16 protein-coding genes are annotated in these 21,861 nt (G+C 43.3%); 4 read left to right on the top strand and 12 right to left on the bottom strand.

Annotated features, from left to right (window positions below; translation table 11 throughout):
* The first annotated feature begins 6 nt into the window (after positions 1–6).
* Positions 7–663, top strand: coding sequence for a ribonuclease HII (locus tag V7K97_RS17060; RefSeq protein WP_334802208.1), 657 nt, complete (start codon positions 7–9; stop codon positions 661–663).
* An 8-nt stretch (positions 664–671) separates the two neighbouring features.
* On the opposite strand, the gene V7K97_RS17055 is transcribed toward V7K97_RS17060, so the two are convergent.
* Positions 672–1,259, bottom strand: a complete 588-nt coding sequence (locus tag V7K97_RS17055) for a DUF1997 domain-containing protein (protein ID WP_334802207.1) — start codon at positions 1,257–1,259, stop codon at positions 672–674.
* 632 nt (positions 1,260–1,891) lie between these two features.
* On the opposite strand from V7K97_RS17055, the gene pheA reads away from it, so the two are divergent.
* Positions 1,892–2,767: a prephenate dehydratase gene (gene pheA, locus V7K97_RS17050; protein ID WP_334802206.1), complete on the top strand. Its 876-nt coding sequence runs from the start codon at positions 1,892–1,894 to the stop codon at positions 2,765–2,767.
* Positions 2,768–2,940: 173 nt separating this feature from the next.
* On the opposite strand, the gene V7K97_RS17045 is transcribed toward pheA, so the two are convergent.
* From V7K97_RS17045 to V7K97_RS17000, 10 genes are all read right to left on the bottom strand, one after another.
* Positions 2,941–3,588: an LON peptidase substrate-binding domain-containing protein gene (locus V7K97_RS17045; protein ID WP_099099764.1), complete on the bottom strand. Its 648-nt coding sequence runs from the start codon at positions 3,586–3,588 to the stop codon at positions 2,941–2,943.
* Positions 3,589–3,785: 197 nt separating this feature from the next.
* On the bottom strand, positions 3,786–4,103 hold the full coding sequence (gene rpsJ / locus V7K97_RS17040; protein WP_008232935.1) for a 30S ribosomal protein S10: 318 nt from the start codon (positions 4,101–4,103) through the stop codon (positions 3,786–3,788).
* Positions 4,104–4,272: 169 nt separating this feature from the next.
* Positions 4,273–5,502, bottom strand: a complete 1,230-nt coding sequence (gene tuf, locus V7K97_RS17035; protein WP_334802205.1) for an elongation factor Tu — start codon at positions 5,500–5,502, stop codon at positions 4,273–4,275.
* A gap of 23 nt (positions 5,503–5,525) precedes the next feature.
* Entirely contained in the window at positions 5,526–7,604 is a 2,079-nt protein-coding gene (fusA, locus tag V7K97_RS17030; RefSeq protein WP_334802204.1) for an elongation factor G, read from the bottom strand.
* Positions 7,605–7,741: 137 nt separating this feature from the next.
* Entirely contained in the window at positions 7,742–8,212 is a 471-nt protein-coding gene (rpsG, locus tag V7K97_RS17025; protein WP_094331156.1) for a 30S ribosomal protein S7, read from the bottom strand.
* A 577-nt stretch (positions 8,213–8,789) separates the two neighbouring features.
* Entirely contained in the window at positions 8,790–9,173 is a 384-nt protein-coding gene (gene rpsL, locus V7K97_RS17020) for a 30S ribosomal protein S12 (RefSeq protein WP_045868172.1), read from the bottom strand.
* Positions 9,174–9,281: 108 nt separating this feature from the next.
* Positions 9,282–9,608: a HesB/IscA family protein gene (locus V7K97_RS17015; RefSeq protein ID WP_334802250.1), complete on the bottom strand. Its 327-nt coding sequence runs from the start codon at positions 9,606–9,608 to the stop codon at positions 9,282–9,284.
* 140 nt (positions 9,609–9,748) lie between these two features.
* Positions 9,749–9,997 (bottom strand): hypothetical protein, encoded by a 249-nt coding sequence (locus V7K97_RS17010; RefSeq protein WP_334802203.1) that lies wholly within the window; start codon positions 9,995–9,997, stop codon positions 9,749–9,751.
* Positions 9,998–10,067: 70 nt separating this feature from the next.
* On the bottom strand, positions 10,068–10,487 hold the full coding sequence (locus V7K97_RS17005) for a cupin domain-containing protein (protein WP_334802202.1): 420 nt from the start codon (positions 10,485–10,487) through the stop codon (positions 10,068–10,070).
* Positions 10,488–10,745: 258 nt separating this feature from the next.
* Positions 10,746–12,809 carry a phosphodiester glycosidase family protein gene (locus tag V7K97_RS17000; protein WP_442936876.1) on the bottom strand — a complete coding sequence of 688 codons (2,064 nt, stop codon included), beginning with the start codon at positions 12,807–12,809 and terminating at the stop codon, positions 10,746–10,748.
* Between the two features lie 779 nt (positions 12,810–13,588).
* Here V7K97_RS17000 and V7K97_RS16995 point away from each other — a divergent pair.
* Entirely contained in the window at positions 13,589–18,304 is a 4,716-nt protein-coding gene (locus tag V7K97_RS16995) for a glutamate synthase-related protein (RefSeq protein ID WP_334802200.1), read from the top strand.
* A 379-nt stretch (positions 18,305–18,683) separates the two neighbouring features.
* Here the strand turns inward: V7K97_RS16995 and V7K97_RS16990 are convergent, their stop codons facing one another.
* Entirely contained in the window at positions 18,684–19,592 is a 909-nt protein-coding gene (locus tag V7K97_RS16990; protein ID WP_334802199.1) for a polysaccharide deacetylase family protein, read from the bottom strand.
* A gap of 1,519 nt (positions 19,593–21,111) precedes the next feature.
* On the opposite strand from V7K97_RS16990, the gene lepB reads away from it, so the two are divergent.
* A complete protein-coding gene (gene lepB, locus V7K97_RS16985; RefSeq protein ID WP_334802198.1) occupies positions 21,112–21,684 on the top strand; it encodes a signal peptidase I in 573 nt (190 codons plus the stop codon).
* Positions 21,685–21,861: the final 177 nt, after the last annotated feature.

Below are 21,861 nucleotides of genomic sequence, written 5' to 3'. Positions count from 1 at the left end.
TGCTTTATGGTAGAAACATCGCCAACGCCTTTGGAACAATCTAGTTGGCTGGAGTTTTCTACCTTGTCAGGGATTCCAGGATTGGTTGCAGGTGTGGATGAAGTCGGGCGAGGTGCTTTATTTGGTCCGGTGGTAGCGGCAGCAGTGATCCTACCAGATCGCGCTTTGCCAATACTAATGGCAGCTAAAATTAAAGACAGTAAAAAGTTGTCTAGTTCTCGTAGAACTCAGCTAGCGCAGCAAATTTGTGAGCTAGCTATAGACTGGAAAATTGGGTTTGCTTCCACTGCCGAAATTGACAAGATAAATATTTTGCAAGCGACGCTGTTAGCAATGAAGCGGGCTGTGCTGAAGTTAAAGGTACAGCCTGCCCTCTGTTTGATTGATGGCAATCAGTTAATCAAAGACTTGCTATTGCCACAACAAACAATAGTTAAAGGAGATGAGCGATCGCTCGCTATTGCCTCTGCTAGTATTGTCGCTAAGGTTTGGCGTGACGATCTAGTAATGCGTTTAGCATTAAAATACCCTATGTACAACCTGGAGTTTAACAAGGGTTATGGTAGCCAGCAGCATTTACTGGCTTTGCAACAATACGGGTCTTCGCCCTTACATCGTCAGTCTTTTCGTCCTTGCCAAATCAAACGTCTGAGTGTTGAGTGATGAAATAATTACTCAGCATTCAGGATTGGGAATTCAGTACTATCACCGTCAAGTCCTCTATCTTTGGTTTGTGATATCACCCAGTAGCGATAATCCGCCAAAAGTTGATTTAATAACCTTTGTTTAACTGACAACAGTACGCTTTTGAGCAAACCATTGCCAGTAGCTTCTAAAATTGGCTTAGGAGTGAAGGAAAATGGCGGGGGGAAATCTACCAGCACTTCTAAATCAGCCCTTCCTTGCAGGCGAGTGCCAGTACTAAACTCTTTTGGAGACAAATACCCTTTTAAATTGAGAGTAAAGCGCTGGTTAATATACTCGAAACCCAGAATTTCACAGCCTAGCGATCGCAAATAAATTATTCCATTTGATTCTGCCCAGACTCTCATATCCACAGTAGGTTGAATACTTAGTGACATAAAAGTTAGCGGACGCATTTTCAAGCGAAATACTTCCTCAGAAAGCTGCTGAATCCGGCTATTCTCAACTAAAGCCTTAACCAGACGTTGAGGCTGACGCAAATAGTGCTGAATGGGAATAGGCTGCTCTGGAACAGCGATTTCAACCGATTGAGAGGCAGTAAACCGGGTAGCCATGAGCGGATAAAAATATCTGTTTCTTAATTTTAATATTTTTTAACAACTTAGTTCTGATTATTAGAAAAGTACGAAATTTATCGACCATAAAAATGATTGTTGCTGATCAGGTATACATCATTGGCAAAAAGTTGGTACGCTCATTACTATATTTATGGAACTAAATATAGATTAGGATTCTCTACTTGACATAAAAACAAAAATATGATTTTTATCTAGGTAGAAACTAATAGAAATCTTCAGGAGAAGATAGCAAAAAACTGCCAATAAATCTATCTGATAAAAGATTGATTTGCATAACTTATTTTTTTGGATACATATTTTGGTCTATTTGTTTAGTGCGTAAATTTTATACCGGGAGCATCCACTTTTGGCGGATCGCCCTCAGACTAGAAGTCTGGGGCTATACAAACTAAACCCGCCTGCGCGGGTTTCAGAGAGTCCGCGTAGGCGGACTTCGTTTGTGTAGCCGCGATTTCCAATCGCCCGGTGTTTCTTCCAAAGGTGGATGCTCCCTTTTACATCTAACAGTGTTAACAGTGTCTAGTAGGATTAGATATTGGATATATTCGCCAAGACCAAAATATCATACCTCTGTTTACCGATTAAACTCAGAACTCAAGGCTAAAAGCATGACTATATCCATCGCACATTTAGGACCTCCCGGCACTTACACAGAACAAGCAGCTGTTTTTTATGTCAACTGGCTAACTAAAAGTACGGGAGTTGAAGCTAGGTTATGCCCCTATCCCAGCATTTCCCAATCGCTGCACGCCGTTGCTAACGGTTTAGCCCAGTTAGCTGTTGTGCCAGTGGAAAATTCTATTGAAGGGAGTGTTACCACAACACTGGATACACTTTGGCAATTGGACAGTTTGCAAATTCAGTTAGCTTTAATATTACCCATTGCCCATACGTTAATTTCCTGCGCGTCTAGCTTAGACAGGATAAAAAATGTTTACTCTCACCCGCAAGCTTTGGCACAATGCCAGGGATGGTTAGAGCGGTTTCTCCCAACTGTACAAATTATTCCCAGCAATTCCACAACGGAAGCACTACAGGGATTAGAGCAAGAGACAACAGCAGCAGCGATCGCTTCTAGTAGAGCTGCTCAACTATACAACCTGCCGATACTTGCTAGTGGGATCAACGACAATCCAGAAAACTTTACCCGTTTTTGGGTAGTAAGTCAGGGTGAAGTGAAGGCTGGATATCAGGCATCAACAACACGTACCAGTCATACATCGTTGGCTTTTAGTATGCCTGCCAACACACCCGGAGCATTAGTCAAACCTTTGCAAATATTTGCTCAATTAGGGATTAACCTCAGCCGGATTGAATCTCGTCCGACGAAGCGATCGCTAGGCGAATACTTATTTTTCATGGATTTAGAAGCGGATGCCAAAGAAGCACAAATGCAATCTGCTTTAGCAGAGTTAACTATCCACACAGAGATTTTAAAGATTCTTGGCGCTTACAATGTTTTGCGGATTAGCGCTATTACTTGATAAGTTAGGAGTTAATAATTATCAGTTAGGATTTACGAGTTATCAGTTATTAGCTAGGGAATATAAATTATAAGTTGTAAATCTTTTATTTTTTGTTTTTTCTTCCTAACCCCTAACTCCTAACTCTTGTACAGACGCGATTAATCGCGTCTCTACTCCTAACTCCTAACCCCTCACTTTTCACTAAATGTGTCTTTGAGAACAGCGCGAGCCGCCAAGTGATTCCGAGTAGAAGTTAAAATTTCTGCTTCCCGCTCTAGACGAGTTACAGTATCTTGCATTTCTAGCAATAATTGCTGCTCTGCGGCGACACCATAAAGATTACTAGCTACCCAATAAGATAACTCTGTTGGTAGATCAGGCAAATCTTCTGGCAATTCGATATTTTGTTCGGTTAATTTAGCTGACAGACGCACAACATCTCGCAGTAGTTGTTCTACTTCAGAAGATAAAGGTCGTAAATCTTTAGTTGGTGGTTGGTCTTCAATCCACTCCACTAAGCCAACGCGGTATGGCTTTTCACGAACATACTCTAATACACGAAATCTTTGCTGCCCTAAAGTCATCATCTTGATCCGATCATCTGGCAGCCTTTGGTGATGAATGATTTCGGCACAGCAACCAGTGTTTGCAATTGTACCTTTAACTGGATCGAACATCAAAACACCGAACCTGCGATCGCTCTCCAAAATCGTGTTCATCATGATTCGGTAGCGAAATTCAAAGATGTGCAGGGGTAATGGCCTGGTAGGAAACAGAACTACTTCGGGTAACGGGAACAGAGGGAGTTCACGAACTGCAATTTTAGAAGATGATGTCATTGTTACTTTGGTATAAACTTAATCTTAAAAAATAATTTTTCTCTGCTTTTCCCGCACTTTATCTATATTCTATCATTTGTTTCCTAGCTAAATAAAAGCCCTGAGATATATTTCTTCAGGGCTATGTAAATATTCATACTAACGTCATTTGTCATTTATCCTTTGTTAATGACCAATGACTAATGACTAATAACTAATTAAAGTTTGACTTCAATATCTACACCCGATGGTAGATCCAATTTCATCAGGGCATCTATAGTCTTAGAAGAGGGCTGGTAAATGTCAATAATCCGGCGATGAGTACGGGTTTCAAAGTGTTCCCGTGAATCTTTATCTACGTGAGGCGATCGCAACACACAATAGATCCGGCGTTTTGTTGGTAAAGGAATTGGACCTATGGCTGTAGCGTTGGTGCGGTTAGCTGTGTCTACAATCTTCTCGCAAGATGTATCTAATAAGCGTCTGTCAAAGGCTTGTAAGCGAATTCTAATCTTTTGCTGCTGTAGAGTTGCCATCTTTAATTTTCCAGGTTCTGCGTAATTAGGGGAGTATTTAGAGGTTAAAGGTTACAGAAAACTATTACCTGTCCCCTGTAACCTATTACCTTATTTATAGAGGGAAGAGAAAGGAGCAGAGAGGCACAATCAAGACCATCTCTGCTCCTTTGTTATGAGCGAAAAGGTGCTACTTGATAATTTTGGAGACGACACCAGCACCGATGGTGCGACCACCTTCGCGGATAGCGAAGCGCATTCCTTGTTCAATAGCGATCGCGTTGATCAATTCTACTGTCATCTTGATGCGATCGCCTGGCATTACCATTTCTACTTCTTTACCTTCATCAGAGGTATAGGCTTTGATGGTACCAGTTACATCCGTTGTCCGTACATAGAACTGGGGACGGTAGCCAGCGAAAAATGGAGTCTTGCGACCACCTTCTTTTTCTGTTAGGACGTATACTTCACCTTCAAATTCCAGGTGAGGTTTAATTGAACCTGGTTTGGCAATTACCATACCGCGTTCAATATCAGCCTTCTGGATACCCCGGAGTAGTACGCCAGCGTTATCTCCAGCCATACCTTGGTCAAGACTCTTCTTGAACATTTCAATACCAGTTACGGTAGTGGCGCGAGTATCTCTGATACCCACTAGTTCAACGTTATCGCCAACTTTGACAACACCCCGCTCAATCCGACCAGTGGCGACAGTACCACGACCTGTAATTGAGAATACGTCTTCTACAGCCATCAGGAAGGGTTTATCAACATCCCGCTCAGGAGTGGGGATGTAAGAATCTACAGCATCCATCAGTTCATAGATTTTGTCTACCCAGGGATTTTCACCGCGTTTGGTTTTGGGATTCTTGGTCATTGCTTCCAGAGCTTGCAGACCAGAGCCTTTGACGATGGGGATGTCGTCACCAGGAAAATCGTAGCTGCTTAACAGTTCTCTAAGTTCTAGTTCTACCAGTTCCAAGAGTTCTGGGTCATCCATCAAGTCTTCTTTGTTCAAGAAGACAACCAGACTAGGAACGCCAACCTGTTTTGCTAACAGAATGTGTTCGCGGGTTTGGGGCATAGGTCCATCGGTAGCAGCAACTACGAGGATACCTCCGTCCATCTGGGCAGCACCGGTGATCATGTTCTTCACATAGTCAGCGTGTCCTGGACAGTCTACGTGAGCATAGTGCCGACTTTCGGTTTCATACTCTACGTGAGCGGTATTGATGGTAATACCCCGTGCCTTTTCTTCTGGGGCATTATCAATTTGGTCGTAGCCCTTAGCTACAGCCTGACCCATAGCTGCCAAGGTCATGGTGATGGCTGCTGTCAAGGTAGTTTTACCGTGGTCAACGTGGCCAACTGTACCGATATTAATGTGGGGTTTATTCCTTTCAAACTTTGCGCGTGCCATGAATGCTCATTTCCTTATTTTAACTAAGCGTTCCCTTTGCTTTTTGCAATGATAGTTTCAGCTACGCTGCGAGGCACCTCTTCGTAGTGGCTGAACTCCATCGTGAAGATACCCCGACCTTGCGTTTTTGACCGAATATCAGTGGCGTAGCCAAACATGGTCGCCAGTGGAACTTTGGATGCGACCTTAGCAAGTCCCTGTTCGGTGCTTTGGCTTTCAATCTGACCTCGGCGGGAGATGAGGTCGCCAATGACGTTCCCGATATAGTCTTCAGGAACTTCAACTTCAACTTTCATCATAGGCTCTAAGAGGACGGGTGAAGCTTTCAGCACAGCCTCTTTCATCGCCATTGAGCCAGCGATTTTAAAAGCCATTTCCGAAGAGTCTACATCGTGGTATGACCCATCAATTAACGTCGCTTTGACATCAATCAACGGATATCCAGCTAGAACACCGGATTCGCAGCTTTCTTTCATTCCTTGTTCTGCGGGGCCAACGTACTCTTTAGGTACTGTACCGCCGGCAATTTTGGAAACGAATTCAAAGCCAGTACCGGGTTCTCCAGGCTCCAAATTGATCACAACGTGACCATATTGACCTTTACCACCACTCTGGCGGATGAATTTGCCCTCAACTTTGTTTACAGCTTTCCGAATTGTTTCTCGGTAAGCTACTTGTGGCGCACCTACGTTTGCTTCCACCTTGAATTCTCGTAACATCCGGTCTACTAGAATTTCTAGGTGTAGCTCTCCCATCCCCGCGATCACGGTTTGGTTGGTTTCGGGATCGACGCGGACACGGAAGGTGGGGTCTTCTTCTGAGAGAGATTGCAGAGCCTTGGATAGTTTATCCATGTCGTTCTTGGTTTTGGGTTCAACCGCCACCGAGATTACAGGCTCAGGAATGAATAGGGATTCCAGAATTACTGGCGATGCATCATCACAGAGCGTGTCACCTGTCAAGGTATCTTTCAATCCCAGAGCCGCTCCCAAATCACCCGCTCGCAGTTCATCGACATCTTGCCGATCATCTGCCTTCATGAGAACTAAGCGGGAAATCCGTTCTTTTTTATTCTTACTAGCGTTGAGAACGTAGCTGCCCTTTTTCAGGACACCAGAATAAACGCGAACAAATGTCAGGCGACCGTAAGGGTCAGCCATAATCTTGAATGCCAGAGCCGCTAGGGGTTCGTTGTCATCAGCCCGCCGCTCAACAGCATCGCCATTGGGTAGTAAGCCTTGAATTGGCGGTACTTCACTTGGCGCTGGCAGGTAATCGACAACGGCATCCAGCATTAATTGCACGCCTTTGTTTTTGAATGCCGAACCGCAAAGTACTGGTACGATTGTCCCCGCAATTGTGCCTTTACGCAGGGCAGTCCTAACTTCCTGTTCTGTAAGTTCTTCGCCCTCGAAGTACTTAGCCATCAGAGCATCATCGGTTTCTGCGGCAGCTTCTATTAGCTTGGTGCGGAATTCGTCTACCTGCGCTTGCAATTCTTCCGGGATATCTGTTTCCTGGATATCGGTTCCTTGGTCATTAGCGTAAATATACGCACGTTGCCGTACTAGGTCAACGATACCTTGGAAGTCATTTTCACTACCAATTGGTAGTTGAATGGCGATCGCATTGGCCCGCAGGCGATCGCGAATTTGCTCGTGAACTCTATAAAAGTTCGCTCCGGTGCGATCCATCTTGTTGATAAAGGCGATCCGAGGAACTTTGTAACGTTCTGCTTGACGCCACACTGTCTCAGACTGCGGTTGCACGCCGCCCACCGAACAAAATACTGCGATTACACCATCCAACACGCGCATGGAACGCTCAACTTCAATTGTGAAGTCTACGTGACCTGGAGTATCGATAATGTTAATTTGATGATCTTTCCAACTGGTACTGATAGCAGCAGCAGTAATGGTAATTCCCCGCTCCCGCTCCTGCTCCATCCAGTCTGTAACGGCAGTTCCTTCATGAACTTCGCCAATTTTATGAATTATCCCAGAGTAAAATAATATTCTCTCTGTTGTTGTTGTTTTGCCCGCATCTATATGCGCCGCAATACCAATGTTGCGTACTTTATCTAGCGGGATCGTGCGTGCCACAGCTACCTCCTATAGTTTTTGCCTCATGATATCTTGTATATTACTCTTTGTTAAGATTCTATACTTTTACGGAAAACCGTCTTTTTTTGTAAATCCACGATATACCGCTTCGGCAAGGCGATATATCGCTTTTCTACTTAATAACGATAGTGTGCAAATGCCTTGTTAGCTTCCGCCATCCGGTGCGTTTCTTCGCGTTTGCGAATGGCATTACCAGTTTCGTTGGCAGCATCCATTAACTCATTTGCCAATTTGCTGGCCATTGTCCGGCCTGGTCTAGACCGGGAATATTGCACTAACCAACGCAGTGCTAGGGTAGTGCCCCGTTCTGTACGCACTTCCATTGGGACTTGGTAGGTTGCTCCACCAACTCGCCGAGCTTTTACTTCTACTAAAGGCGTGGCATTTCGCACTGCTCTTTCAAAGGTTTCCAAAGCACCGTTACCAGTGCGTTCCTCAATAGTTTTTAATGCTTCATAAACAATCCGTGCGGCAAGGGATTTCTTGCCATGACGCATGATCCGTCTGATAATCATGCTCACAAGGCGACTGTTATATACAGAGTCAGACGGAACTGGGCGCCTTTGAATAACACCACGACGAGACATACTTCACCTTTAATTCGGAATTGGCAACGAAATTATATGCTATCAGACACCGGAAACTAAAAGCGGTAGAACCCAACCCTCAGACTTCCTCAATTTTTTTCGACCGTTGCAGCAAGGCTGACTTATTGACTGGCAATTTTTGATTTGGGATTTTTAATTTTGGTGAAGCAGCGCGGTCTTGGGGGTTTCCCCCATGAGCGACTGCTGAACCCGAAGGGATTAAAAGTTTTCGGTATATATTTCGACCACAGGGGTCAGAAAAATCAAAAATCTGTAAGCCTCATCCCTTCTGGGTTCGACCAATCCAAAATTGCAAATCTAAAACCTAAAATTGTTTGACTTGCTACCTGCAACTAAATACTCAAGGCGACAAGATTATAAACTTTAAGGTCCAGATGAGAATTATGCTGTTAGTTACAGCTTTCTCTTCAGAACTTCTACACTTGCTCGCTTAGTGTAGCTTGCTTGATTTTTTTGAAACAGACATAACTGCTGTTAGAACACAGGCGGCGATGGTTTTTCGCAGCGCTTTTAAGGTAGACGATTAATCGTGTTGGCTGCGATTAATCGCCTGATCCTATTTTTTCGCTGCTTTGGGACGCTTGGTTCCATACTTGGAACGGCCTTGTTTGCGGTCTTTGACTCCGGCTGTATCTAGGGTGCCACGGATAATGTGGTATCTCACGCCTGGTAAATCCTTAACCCGACCGCCACGAATCATCACAACTGAGTGTTCTTGTAAGTTGTGACCAATGCCTGGAATGTAAGCTGTAACTTCAAATCCAGAGGTAAGTCTGACTCTTGCTACTTTGCGTAGGGCTGAGTTAGGCTTTTTGGGTGTGGTCGTGTAAACTCTGGTACAAACTCCCCGACGCTGAGGACATTGTTTCAGAGCCGGGGACTTGGTTTTCTGACGCGCTTGTTCGCGCTCATTTCGTATTAGCTGCTGTATTGTTGGCATGAGTTACAGCGCGTAAAGCTGCTTATGGTCTAAGTTTTAACAAATCCTAATTATATCTTTTTTTACGGTTTTATGTCAATTGTTATTTGTCATTTGTGGTTTTTTTGCTCAATGACTTATAGAGAAGGAATTGCCACAGCCACAGGTGGCGATCGCCTGGGGGTTGTGGAAGCGAAAACCACCACCCATTAAGTCTTCTGAATAATCCACCCTCAAACCGTTGAGGTAATTTAAGCTTACGGCATCTATGACTACTTGAATCTCATCTAAATCAAAAACCTGATCGCCAACTTTCATTGCTTCATCGAAGGACATATCATAAAATAACCCGGAACAGCCACCTAGTTTTACTGCCAATCGAAACAATACATTTGGCTGCTGCTTGGACTTTATTCGCCCAATCTCACTTGCTGCTACTTGACTCAGATGAATCATGGAACTCGTTTTCTGCAATTGAATACCCCATCTTTCATTTTACAGATGGGTTGACCCTCGCTTCTGCAAAATTCCAAATCACCGAAGGCATGAGCGCGATCGTTCTTACTACATTTATAACACATAATATGCTTCAGTCCCTACCTTAAGTAAGTAGGGACTTCTGGGGTGCAATGTTTACCAAATACAGTTTGCACAGCCAAAATGTATTCCGTTTTAGAATTAAGGTGAATTCTAGTAATAAATTTACCATAGCCGTTGGTTTCGATAACTCTTGGAGACGCTACGCGTAGCAAGATCCCCGAAGGGGTACGCTCAACCAACTGAGTAGTCGAGAGTTGAGCGACTCGTGCTGAGTGGAGCCGAGGTAAGTCGAAACTCGCCAACATAGGTATTTTTTTTCTAAGAAATCACCTAAAGCCTTTAGAGTTTTACAAATAGCGTTCTTTTGTTTTGGTTTTAATCCTTGGTACGGGCATAGTCATCTTGGTAGCGAATAATATCATCTTCTCCCAAGTATTCGCCATTTTGGACTTCAATCAATACCAAGGGGATTACGCCAGGATTCTCTAAACGATGAGATGTACATTGGGGTACATAAGTTGACTCATTATTGCTCAGTAGTACTTCTTGCTCACCACAAGTTACCCTAGCTGTACCAGAAACAACAATCCAATGTTCACTGCGGTGGTGGTGCATTTGTAGACTGAGGCGGTGTCCGGGCTTAACTTCGATGCGCTTAATTTTGTATCCGCGCCCTTCTTCCAAAACTGTAAAAGCACCCCAAGGACGCAATTCAGTTGCAGCAACGCCCCTGGAAGTTATGTTTGGAGGTAGGTGTAGAGTTTCAGTCTGTGTAGTTTCTTGATATCGAGCCATAGTTACCTCATTTGGAGACATAACAAACCGTTGGTACTCTTAACTATTGATCAAAAATTTGGCGCTATCTTGCAACTTTGAAAATTAGCAATTGTGTTGCACCTTGATAAACATAGCAAAATCAGACGTTATGGTGTAAATCATCACTACTAAAAATACTATGTCTACACCAACTCTTCATCAAGCAAAATGACAGCTTGTTCTAAACTTTAAAGAAGGATTGGGGATTGGATCTTGATAATTAAGAGACTTCCTTCTCTATTCCCTGTTCCCTGATTTTTGCAGGAAAATACCAATTCCGTTATGAACACGAGCTGCTGTACTAGGCAATCGGTCGAGTAGTTGCCCTCCTAAGTAAAGGCTGGTTGAACTACCACCATCCAAATTTAGGGCATCGACACAGCCCATGAGTTGCATCAATTGGGCATGTTCTGCCAAATTAGGCCCATAGCCGCCGACACGATTATGTGTGGCAGTAATCATCAGTGTCCCTGTTGTCGTTGTGCAAATACCGCTACGAATAGCTTTTTCGGCAATAAAGGCATTGCTGAATTTTTCACTTTTGGCATCAAGGACAATTTGACGGTTTTGGACTAATAGGGGACCTGCTCCGATAATGTGGGGATAACGACTAAAATCAGTGGGAGCAGTGGTGCTGGAAATACTGACTGTGCTTCCAATAGATAGTTGTGAGGCAGCACTAACAGCGTTGGCGCGTAAAGTTAGCAGGTAGCCATCCTGGGGAATGGGAACCGCCATACCACCAACTTTACCGCCTGGTAACTGTTCAGTAATTTGGTCTTTCTCTACCACTAGGATAATTTCGTTATCCGTCAGAGGCGTATAAGTTGATCCCCAAGCTGGGGTGTAACGAGCAATACCACTTTGGATGTAGCCACTGTTGAGAAACAGAATTGGTAAGCGCTGGTTATTTGCTGTGATTAAAGTTTCTTCTAAGGTGAGACGACCGAAGTAAAATTGGCCTGAATCATTCCAAGCGATCGCACCTCGATTTAGAATCGGTCCTGATAACCACTGATTATCCCGACGAATCGCACCCAATGGCAATCTATTATTGCGGTTAAAATAACCACCATTAATCCCAGCTACTGCTAAGTAACGTTGTGCTGTTTGAATTAAGGGAGCAGTACCCGCAAGGCCATCAGGACTAGCCCACATAGGTTTCAAAGTTAACCCAAATTTGCGGGGATTAACTTCTAACCAGACCACCGGAAAGCGTTCTGTGCCTAAGTTGATATAATGCTGTCGCCAGCGCAATCCTGGGGCCCAAGTAATATCCCGCTCTTCTAGAGGATCGGGTCGAATATCGATAATCAGGCGATTGGGATTATCTACAGTGCTAACTTGAGGTGATAGACCAAAGGGAACGCTCAGATGAATAATCGTTTGGTTTTTCACCACCTCCACTTGTTGAATCAGTGCTTGGGGGGCTGGTGGTATTGGTTCTGTTGGTGTAACTGGTAATAATTGTTTGAGCAGATTTGGCAGCAATGCTGGTGGTGCTGCTGGTGGCTGCGGGGTATAGCGTTCTATCAAAACGGGATCAGCTATTCCATCCAGGGTAACTGTCCACTCTCGATTTGGCGGTGTAGTGGGTTTGGGAGTTGGCGTATCTGGATCAGAGGATGGAGTTTGGGGTTTGGCGATCGCTGACCCTTGTGCAACTTGCCAGGGTGTTGGATGATTTAAATCTACAAGAATGCGAGCCTGTTGCAAAGGGGCACTCGCGTCTGGAGGTTGCTGGCTCTGAACAATATTTGTGATTTGCGCTTTTGGGGTAGCAATTACCAAGGTGTTGCCATTGGCTTGGATTTGCCATCCAGATGTTTGGGCAAAATTAGTAATATCCAGATAGCGATATGCTCCTAGCAGTCTGGCGGCTAACACCTGTGGCGTTGTCACCGACGAAAACCACTGTATCGGTTGCCTCGCCCAATTACTACTGTTTAAGAAATTTATTCCAATTAATTGTCTGAATGCCCCGTCACTGAGATTAGTTGTCACTTGACCAGATTTTCCCGGTCGCTGTAACCAAGTTCCTGGTAAAGTACGACCATTGAGGGAAATTTGATTACCAGAGGATGCCACACCTGGTAAAGGAGGTGCAAGTGACTGTGAGGTTAACGTGGGTATGAAATTGGTGGTTTTCGGGGACTCCTGGGCGTTGAGAGGATAGGTACTAATTAAGCACAGGGCTGTCAAAAGTATTGGTGACACAGTAGCCCGAAAAAACTTGCGATGCCTGCGGTGGGCGGAGCGATCGTTAATCCCTGATTGGCAACAATTTGGCATTTTTACCATATTTTAGTAGGTAATGAATGAAAACTATCACCCAAGGTATAAACTAACTAATTATTTGGAAATATAAAAATAACATGAGTTTGTTTTTAAATAAATATGGTATTATATATCCTGGCTAGTTGTATCTTTTAAGCATAAACCACCAATTTAGAAGCTAAAGCCATTGCAATAAAGTGTTTTAATCGGCACTAATTCTAACCACAACATACACGGTAGCTTTGGCCATCAAAACTGGATTAAGATATTTAATCCTCACGGAACGTTGCTACTGTCGCTACTTCAGTTAGGTGTAGTTAGTAGTAATATATGTGGCAAGTGGTAAACACCAAAACTCTAGACAACAACAATATTTGGGAATTGTCAAATGGGTATATATTGTAATACGCTGATTTTATTGCTGGATCAGGATGATTTCGGCTTTAAAACATAGTACAGCGTTAAGTTTTAGTTTTTTTGTTTCAGGTGAGCCGAAATAGGCTCTATGAGTAACTAGCGTGCATCTGGAAAAAGGGGATTGAGAAAATACTTAGCTTCACAATATAAAAAAGAAACTGTCAGGGCAAAAATAATGTCTTGGCGGAGGTAAGTTGTCTGAGACCGCATAAATACATAAAGAATACGCAACTATTTTAACACGGGTGAACTAATAAAGTAAAACCGAAGTTAAAATTTTTTTTCCCTAAATTTCGGTGCTTATATATATTATCAACAGCGAAATTTAGAAGTTTTTTCCCGTAAGTAGTGGCAAAATTGGTAACTCGATACTTCAGGAACAGGGTATGAATAATAAACCGATGAATCAAGACCAGAAAATCACGGCGGATATCAACTCAAGAGATACCTATCAGGGGCAAAAGTGGTTAGTAGAGGAACGAGATGCCTGTGGTGTAGGTTTTATTGCTCATCGCCAGAATCATACCAGCCACGAAATTGTCGAAAAAGCCTTAGCTGCTTTAACCTGCTTAGAACACCGGGGAGGTTGTAGCGCCGATCAAGACTCTGGTGATGGTGCTGGAGTATTGACAGCAATACCTTGGGAATTGTTCCAACAAGACTTTGACCAAAGGGGTAAGGAATTTCCATCCACCAATAATATAGCTGTGGGGATGATATTTCTACCACAAGACCAAGAAGCTGCACAAAAAGCTAGGGCGACTGTTGAGCAAGTAGCTGCTGAAGAAAAATTAATTGTACTGGGATGGCGAGTAGTGCCAGTGCAATCTGATTTACTGGGGGTACAAGCCAGAGAAAATCAACCCCAGATTGAACAAGTTTTGTTAGCTTCTGTTGACAAAAGCGGCGATGAATTGGAACGGCAGTTGTACATTACCCGCCGCCGCATTAGTAAAGTTGCAACCAAAATCTCAGAAGAATTTTATATCTGCTCGTTGTCAAGTCGGACAATTGTCTACAAAGGTATGGTGCGTTCCGCCGTCTTGGGCAATTTTTATGACGATTTAAAAAATCCAGCTTATAAAACTGCCTTTGCTGTCTATCACCGCCGTTTTAGTACCAATACAATGCCCAAGTGGCCTCTAGCCCAACCAATGCGGTTTTTGGGTCACAACGGCGAAATCAATACCTTATTGGGTAACATCAACTGGATGATGGCACGAGAAGCTAGTCTGAATCATCCTGTATGGGGCGATCGCATCCAGGAACTTAAGCCATTAGTTCATATTGATAACAGTGACTCAGCTACCCTAGACAATGTAGTGGAATTGCTGGTTTGCTCTGGACGCAGCCCCTTGGAAGCTTTAATGATTATGGTTCCAGAAGCTTACCAAAATCAGCCTTCCTTACGTGAATTTCCAGAAATTGTTGATTTTTACGAATATTACAGTGGTTTGCAAGAAGCTTGGGATGGTCCAGCACTTTTAGTATTCAGCGATGGCAAAAAAGTTGGTGCAACACTAGATCGTAATGGTTTAAGACCAGCTCGTTACTTGATCACCAAAGATGATTACATTGTCGTCGCTTCCGAAGCTGGTGTAGTGGAATTCCCAGAAGCCGATATTGTCGAGAAAGGTAGACTCGGACCAGGGCAAATGATTGCTGTGGATTTAGAAAATCATGAAGTGCTGAAGAATTGGGAAATAAAGGGGCGCATCGCCAAGCAGCACCCTTATGGGGAATGGCTGCGAGAGTACCGTCAAGAACTCAAAGCAATTGTCAGTAGTCAAGATGGTAATGGTAATGGACATCTGGCTGCTGAGAATGGTAACGGCCATAGTACAACTGACAAAATTGACCAGCAAACCTTACTTCAGCGTCAAACTGCCTTTGGTTACACCAAAGAAGATGTAGAAATGGTGATTCATCCAATGGCGATCGCCGGTTCCGAGCCGACTTTCTGCATGGGGGATGATATTCCTTTAGCGGTGCTGTCAACAAAACCCCACCTGCTTTATGACTATTTCAAACAGCGCTTTGCTCAGGTGACTAACCCGGCGATCGATCCCCTGCGGGAAAAGCTGGTAATGTCTCTGAAAGTCGAACTGGGGGAACGGGGTAACTTATTAGAACCCAAGCCAGAATATGCTCGGAGATTGAAGCTGGAATCGCCGGTGTTGACGGATGTTGAATTAGAGGCGATTAAGCTGTCAGGATTTGCCACGGCTGAATTGTCAACCCTATTTGCGATCGCTGATGGACCCGAAGGATTGAAAGCCGCAGTGCAATCTTTACAAGCACAAGCTGCTGAGTCAGTCCGCGCAGGTGCAAAGATTTTAATATTAAGCGACCAGATCCCCCCAACCCCCTTTATTAATGGGGGTAATGAAGGGATCAGTACAGAACATACTTACATTCCTCCCTTGTTAGCAGTGGGTGCCGTGCATCACCATCTGATTCGTGAAGGGTTGCGAATGAAAACATCCCTAATTGTTAATACTGCTCAATGCTGGAGTACCCATCACTTTGCTTGTCTCATTGGCTACGGTGCTGGTGCAGTTTGCGCGTATATGGCTTTAGATACAGTGCGTGAATGGTGGTCTGATCCCAGAACTCAAAAGTTAATGGTTGTGGAGAAAATTCCAACCCTCACCCTAGAACAAGCTTTAGGAAACTATCGCAAAGCAGTAGAGTCAGGTTTGCTAAAAATTCTCTCCAAGATGGGAATTTCTCTGCTCTCCAGCTATCAAGCAGCCCAAATATTTGAAGCTATTGGCATCGGTGGAGATTTAATCGAACTGGGATTCCGTGGTACAACTTCCCGCATCGGTGGTTTGAGTGTGAGTGAACTCGCTGATGAAGTGCTTTCCATCCACAGTAAGGCTTTCCCCGAACTGACGACCACGAAGTTAGAAAACCTGGGCTTTGTGCAGTATCGTCCAGGTGGCGAGTACCATAGCAATAACCCAGAAATGGTTAAGGCGCTGCATAAAGCTCTAGATGGCAAAAACTACGACCACTACGAAGTTTACAAAAAGCACCTCCAAGGCAGGCCAGCAACGGCTTTGCGAGACTTGCTAGACTTCCAAGGTGATGCGCCGCCAGTTCCTCTCGAAGAAGTGGAATCAGTATATGAAATAGTCAAGCGCTTCTGCACTGGTGGGATGTCTTTAGGCGCTTTGTCAAGAGAAGCCCATGAAACTTTAGCGATCGCCATGAACCGCATTGGCGGTAAATCAAATTCTGGAGAAGGCGGGGAAGATCCAGTGCGCTATACAGTTTTAGATGATGTAGACGAGTTTGGTCATTCACCAACCCTACCTCATTTAAAAGGATTGCGGAATGGCGATCAAGCTTATAGTGCCATTAAACAAGTTGCATCGGGACGCTTTGGTGTCACACCAGAATACCTAGTCAACGCCAAACAAATTGAAATCAAAATCGCCCAAGGTGCCAAGCCTGGGGAAGGTGGACAACTACCAGGTCCAAAGGTGAGCCAATACATTGCCATGTTAAGGCGCTCGAAAGCAGGTGTAACGCTGATTTCGCCACCACCGCACCACGATATTTATTCCATTGAAGACTTAGCACAACTAATTTTTGATCTTCACCAAATTAATCCCAAAGCAAAGGTGTCGGTGAAGCTAGTTTCAGAAGTTGGCATTGGCACGATCGCAGCTGGTGTAGCTAAGGCAAACGCTGATATCATCCAAATTTCTGGCCATGATGGTGGTACAGGTGCATCACCACTTAGTTCGATTAAACACGCTGGTTCACCTTGGGAACTTGGCTTAACTGAAGTGCATCGCGTCTTGATGGAAAATAGCTTGCGCGATCGCGTGATTTTACGCGTAGATGGCGGACTCAAGAGTGGCTGGGATGTGGTAATAGGTGCATTGATGGGCGGTGAAGAATTTGGTTTCGGCTCCATCGCCATGATTGCTGAAGGCTGTATCATGGCGCGAGTTTGCCATCTGAATACCTGCCCTGCGGGTGTTGCTACTCAGAAAGAAGAACTCCGTAAGCGGTTTACAGGAATACCAGAACAAGTTGTCAACTTCTTTTACTTCATTGCCGAAGAAGTGCGTAGTTTGTTAGCCCGACTTGGCTACCGTTCTTTGTCAGAAATCATTGGGCGTGCAGATTTGTTAAAACTGCGCCCAGAGGTAAAACTCACCAAAACGCGATCGCTCAATCTCAACTGTTTACTTCAGCTACCAAATAGCAGAGACAATCGTCGCTGGTTGGTGCATGAAGAAGTCCATAGCAACGGCGTGGTTTTAGATGACAAATTCCTTGCCGATCCTGACATTCAGACTGCTATTAGGGATCAGTCCACTGTTACTAAAACTTACCCCATTGTCAATACTGACAGAACAGTGGGTACAAGATTAGCAGGTGCGATCGCTTCCCAATACGGTGATAGTGGCTTTGAGGGACAAATTAATCTCAACTTCACAGGTAGTGTTGGGCAAAGCTTTGGTGCTTTTAATCTCCCCGGCATAATTCTGAGCCTGGAAGGGGAAGCAAACGACTACGTAGGTAAAGGGATGCATGGTGGTGAAATCATCATCAAACCTCCAACTGATGCTACCTATAACGCGTCACAAAACGTGATAGTTGGCAATACCTGCCTCTATGGTGCTACTGGTGGGATGTTATTTGCCAACGGTTTAGCAGGAGAGCGCTTTGCTGTGAGAAACTCCAAAGGCATAGCAGTGATTGAAGGTGCTGGGGATCACTGCTGCGAATACATGACGGGTGGTGTGATTGTCGTCCTCGGCAAAGTAGGACGTAACGTAGCAGCTGGAATGACCGGTGGACTGGCATACTTTTTGGATGAAGACGACTCATTTCGTGAGTTAGTCAACCCGGAAATTGTCAAAATGCAGCGAGTAATTACAGAAGTAGGTGCAAAGCAACTGCAAGAGTTAATCCAAACTCATGCGGAACGCACTGGTTCACCAAAGGCGAAGAAAATTCTGCAAAACTGGCAAGAATTTTTGCCGAAATTCTGGCAGTTAGTTCCACCTTCTGAAGCTGATAGTCCAGAAGCTAATCCTGAAAAAACAACTGAGTTGAGTTTAGTGACTAGTCATTAGTGAGTTTAATGTAATTCGTAATTGAATTAATTGGGGTCTAAATCCCCAACTAATTCAAGCTCAAAGTTTGACACTTTAGTGGCGGACTTAAACCCAATAATTACGAATTACGAATTAGTTCAATGAGGGTATCTTTACTAACCGAACGTGAATTCGATGAACCTCTCCCTCCCAGCCTCCCTCTCCGAAACGGAAAGGGAGGAGCAACGGAAAATTAGCTTTTTGCTCCCCTCTCCGCATCGGAGAGGGGCTGGGGGAGAGGTCAAATAAGACTTTAGGACTCACGTTAACTGATTCAGAAATAACCTATTCTAAGCAAAAAAGATAATTTTAGTTTTTAGCGAATTACTATTAACTAATTACCCATAATTAATAATTATTACTTTTTGTTAGCAAGCAACTTTTGCTCTGTATCTTGAATTTCTAAAAGTTCTGGAATAGTGACAAAGCGATAGCCTTGCTTTCTAAAGTTGCTAATAATTTCTGGTAAAGCTTGCACAGTTCTAGAACGGTTCCCACCACCATCATGCATTAGCACAATCCCACCAGGTTTTGAATCTTGAATCACATTATTGATCAACTTTGGTACAGCTGGCTGCTTGTAGTCTGTGGAGTCAGCTGACCACATCACCACAGCATATTTTTGGCCTTTAGCATAAGCAACTAATCCATTGTGCAGGAAGCCACCAGGTGGTCGAAAGAGATTTGTTTTAACACCTGTAACTTGATAAATTAGGTCTTCTGTGCGATCTATTTCAAAAGCAGCTGCTTGTGGATTCAAGAAATGATACCAGTGATGCCAAGTATGGTTGGCAATGACGTGACCTTGAGCGACAATCTGCTTTCCTAACTCTGGATAATTTTTTAGGTTCTGCCCGACGACAAAAAATGTCCCTTTGATATTATTTGATTTCAGGATATCTAGCACTTGCTCTGTGGTTTGAGGCCAAGGGCCATCATCAAAGGTGAGAGCAATGACTTTCTCACCTTGAGTGAGTTTTGCCGATTCAATTATTGCCCCTTGAAAACGTGATGGTAGAGCGTAGGCTAGACCTTTTGTTTGCGCTTCTTGCTGCCAACTTGTAAGCATCGCCGCCTTTAATTTTTCAATGCGCTGCTGAGTTCCTACATTTGCAGCGACATCCTTGATATTTATACTTTGTCTACTCTGAGCCTCCGAAGCATTTGGCCTTAGAAGCATCATGAAAGCAAGGCTAAAAACACCACCCAAGGCAAGCAGCGCAATTAATATTCCTTCTGGCCAGAGAAACGACTTATTGTTTTCCACCTCATAGCTCCTTCAAAGATCGAACCGTCACTAAGGTTATGACGGTACGTTATACCACATTTTTTTATATATTTAGATACCAGTTACTTTCTGGTAATCATGAAAATTGGAATTGGGACTAACGGAAATTCAGAATCGAGAAGAGAGACTATTTGCTTTAACTGAAATCTATCCACTCTAGATTTGAGCGATGTTTAATATCAACCCACTCATAAGAGGCAAGGTCTGCACTTTCACATTCTTGCCGCTAGCTCTAAGAAGGAGCGCAATCAGATAATTAACCACACCCCACAATCCTCTTAATAGCAGTTCTGAATTAGTTGCTGTTTTTCGGTTTACCGCGAAAGCAGCATTATCCTTTCAAGTCTTATCGCTTTGCAAATAAGATGAACTAAGATATCGCGCTGACAATTTGCACTTTTCGCAGGCTGAAGTTTTCATCATCAGACTTTCTCAAAGGAAAGTTGTATAATTTACAACCTAGTGAGTTATTTGATTAACATACAAAACTACTTAGAAGGGGTGGGGTATCTTTCAAAAAAGAGTTTAGAGTTTAGTAAACTATTAATTCTATTCTTGATAAGATATATTCTACTGCCTGCTGCCATTGCTTCCTTTTTAAGAAAAAGTTAAATCTTCAACTGACAGAATGTGACCTTGTACCTTCTATGAAATAGACCAGACGAAAATTGATTCAATATAGTTTCTCATTGCCAAGGGGCACTTATTCGTTAATCTAGATACTTTTGACTCATTCAGCAAAAATAGTTTTATCGCCAGTTTAGTTCTCTTTTAGATGCTGATACTTTAGCCTAAATTGCTAGTAGTTTTCTGTCTGTTAATGTTTTTATCGATGATTAAGGAGATTTATATCTTAATTAATAGTACAATTATATATGCGCCGTCACCGTGTAATTACGGAAGTTAATTCCATATATATAGGAAAATTTTAAAATTCCATTGCAATAGTATGGCATCTCTCTATTGAACCATTAAATTCTACATTCAAATGTGATATTTTTTACTAATTATAGTTAATTCAGGCAAATTATGTATCTAAAGCTACATTTGTATAGCGGTTAATTTTATGTAATGTTACTTAATAATACATATCAAAATATATTTTCTTTCAACTCAGCCTCCAGCAAGACTGCCCTCTGCCTTTTTTCGGTAAAGTGAAGCAGATATTGTCAGATATGGGGTAACTTATTTTGACACTCAATGACCAATTTTTTGCTCAAAGAAAAAATCGACTGACTGGATGACTCCACTACTCGGTAACTAGCTTTTTTAGCAGGAAGAAGCAAAACTGAAAACTATCTTATAACTTGCCTTATAATTACAGCAATTAGAATTAGGTTTATTTGCGGTACTTTTGCTTATCTTTAGTAGATGCAATAAGTGTATTATTTAATATCTGTATGAGTTTGGCGCTAAACCCATCTTTCGTATTAATATACCTTTGGAGTCAAAATAATCAAGGTATTTGTCTCACTTCTTAAACTGGGTAGAAACTTTTATGATTCCTGACGAAAGTGATGCAAAAGAAGAGCGTGCATCGTTAAAAGTATGGCGTAATTGGCAGGAAAATCTGATTTTAATTGCGATCGCATTGTGTTTGGCATTCCTAATCAGGACTTTTATCGCCGAACCCCGCTATATACCTTCTGACTCGATGTTACCCACCTTACATACAGGCGATCGCTTGGTAGTTGAAAAAATCTCTTACCATTTTCATCCTCCCATAACTGGCGATATTGTTGTTTTTCAGCCACCCGCAGAACTACAACGTCGTGGATATCCCAAAGACCAAGCCTTCATCAAGCGAGTTATTGGCAAGCCTGGTGAGGTAATTAGTGTTGATTCTGGCAAAGTCTACCTCAACGGTCAACCCTTGGCAGAAGACTACATCGCTGAACCCCCAAATCAGCCATATCCACCAGTGAAAGTCCCAGAAAACGAATTGTTTGTCATGGGAGATAATCGCAACGATAGTAATGACTCTCGCTATTGGGGCTTTTTACCCAGAAAAAATGTCATCGGTCGGGCAACGTTTCGCTTTTGGCCTCTCGATCGCATTGGGTTCATTTAATTAGTTAGGAGTTTGGAGAGACGCGATTAATCGCGTCTGTACGTTAGGAGTTAGGAGTTTGGAGTTGAGTCTAATAGAGACCTAACCCCCAACCCCAACCCTTGTAGCGTTGGGGAGTAAGATTCAAAGCCTCTATTCTTTTAGGAGAGAGGAATGGAAGTGAGGTCAAAGTGTATT

Origin of the sequence: Nostoc sp. (assembly GCF_036917815.1) — a bacterium.
Classification (GTDB): Bacteria; Cyanobacteriota; Cyanobacteriia; order Cyanobacteriales; family Nostocaceae; genus Nostoc.
Note: the sequence above shows the minus strand (reverse complement) of the source record. Positions and strands in the feature narration are given on the sequence as shown.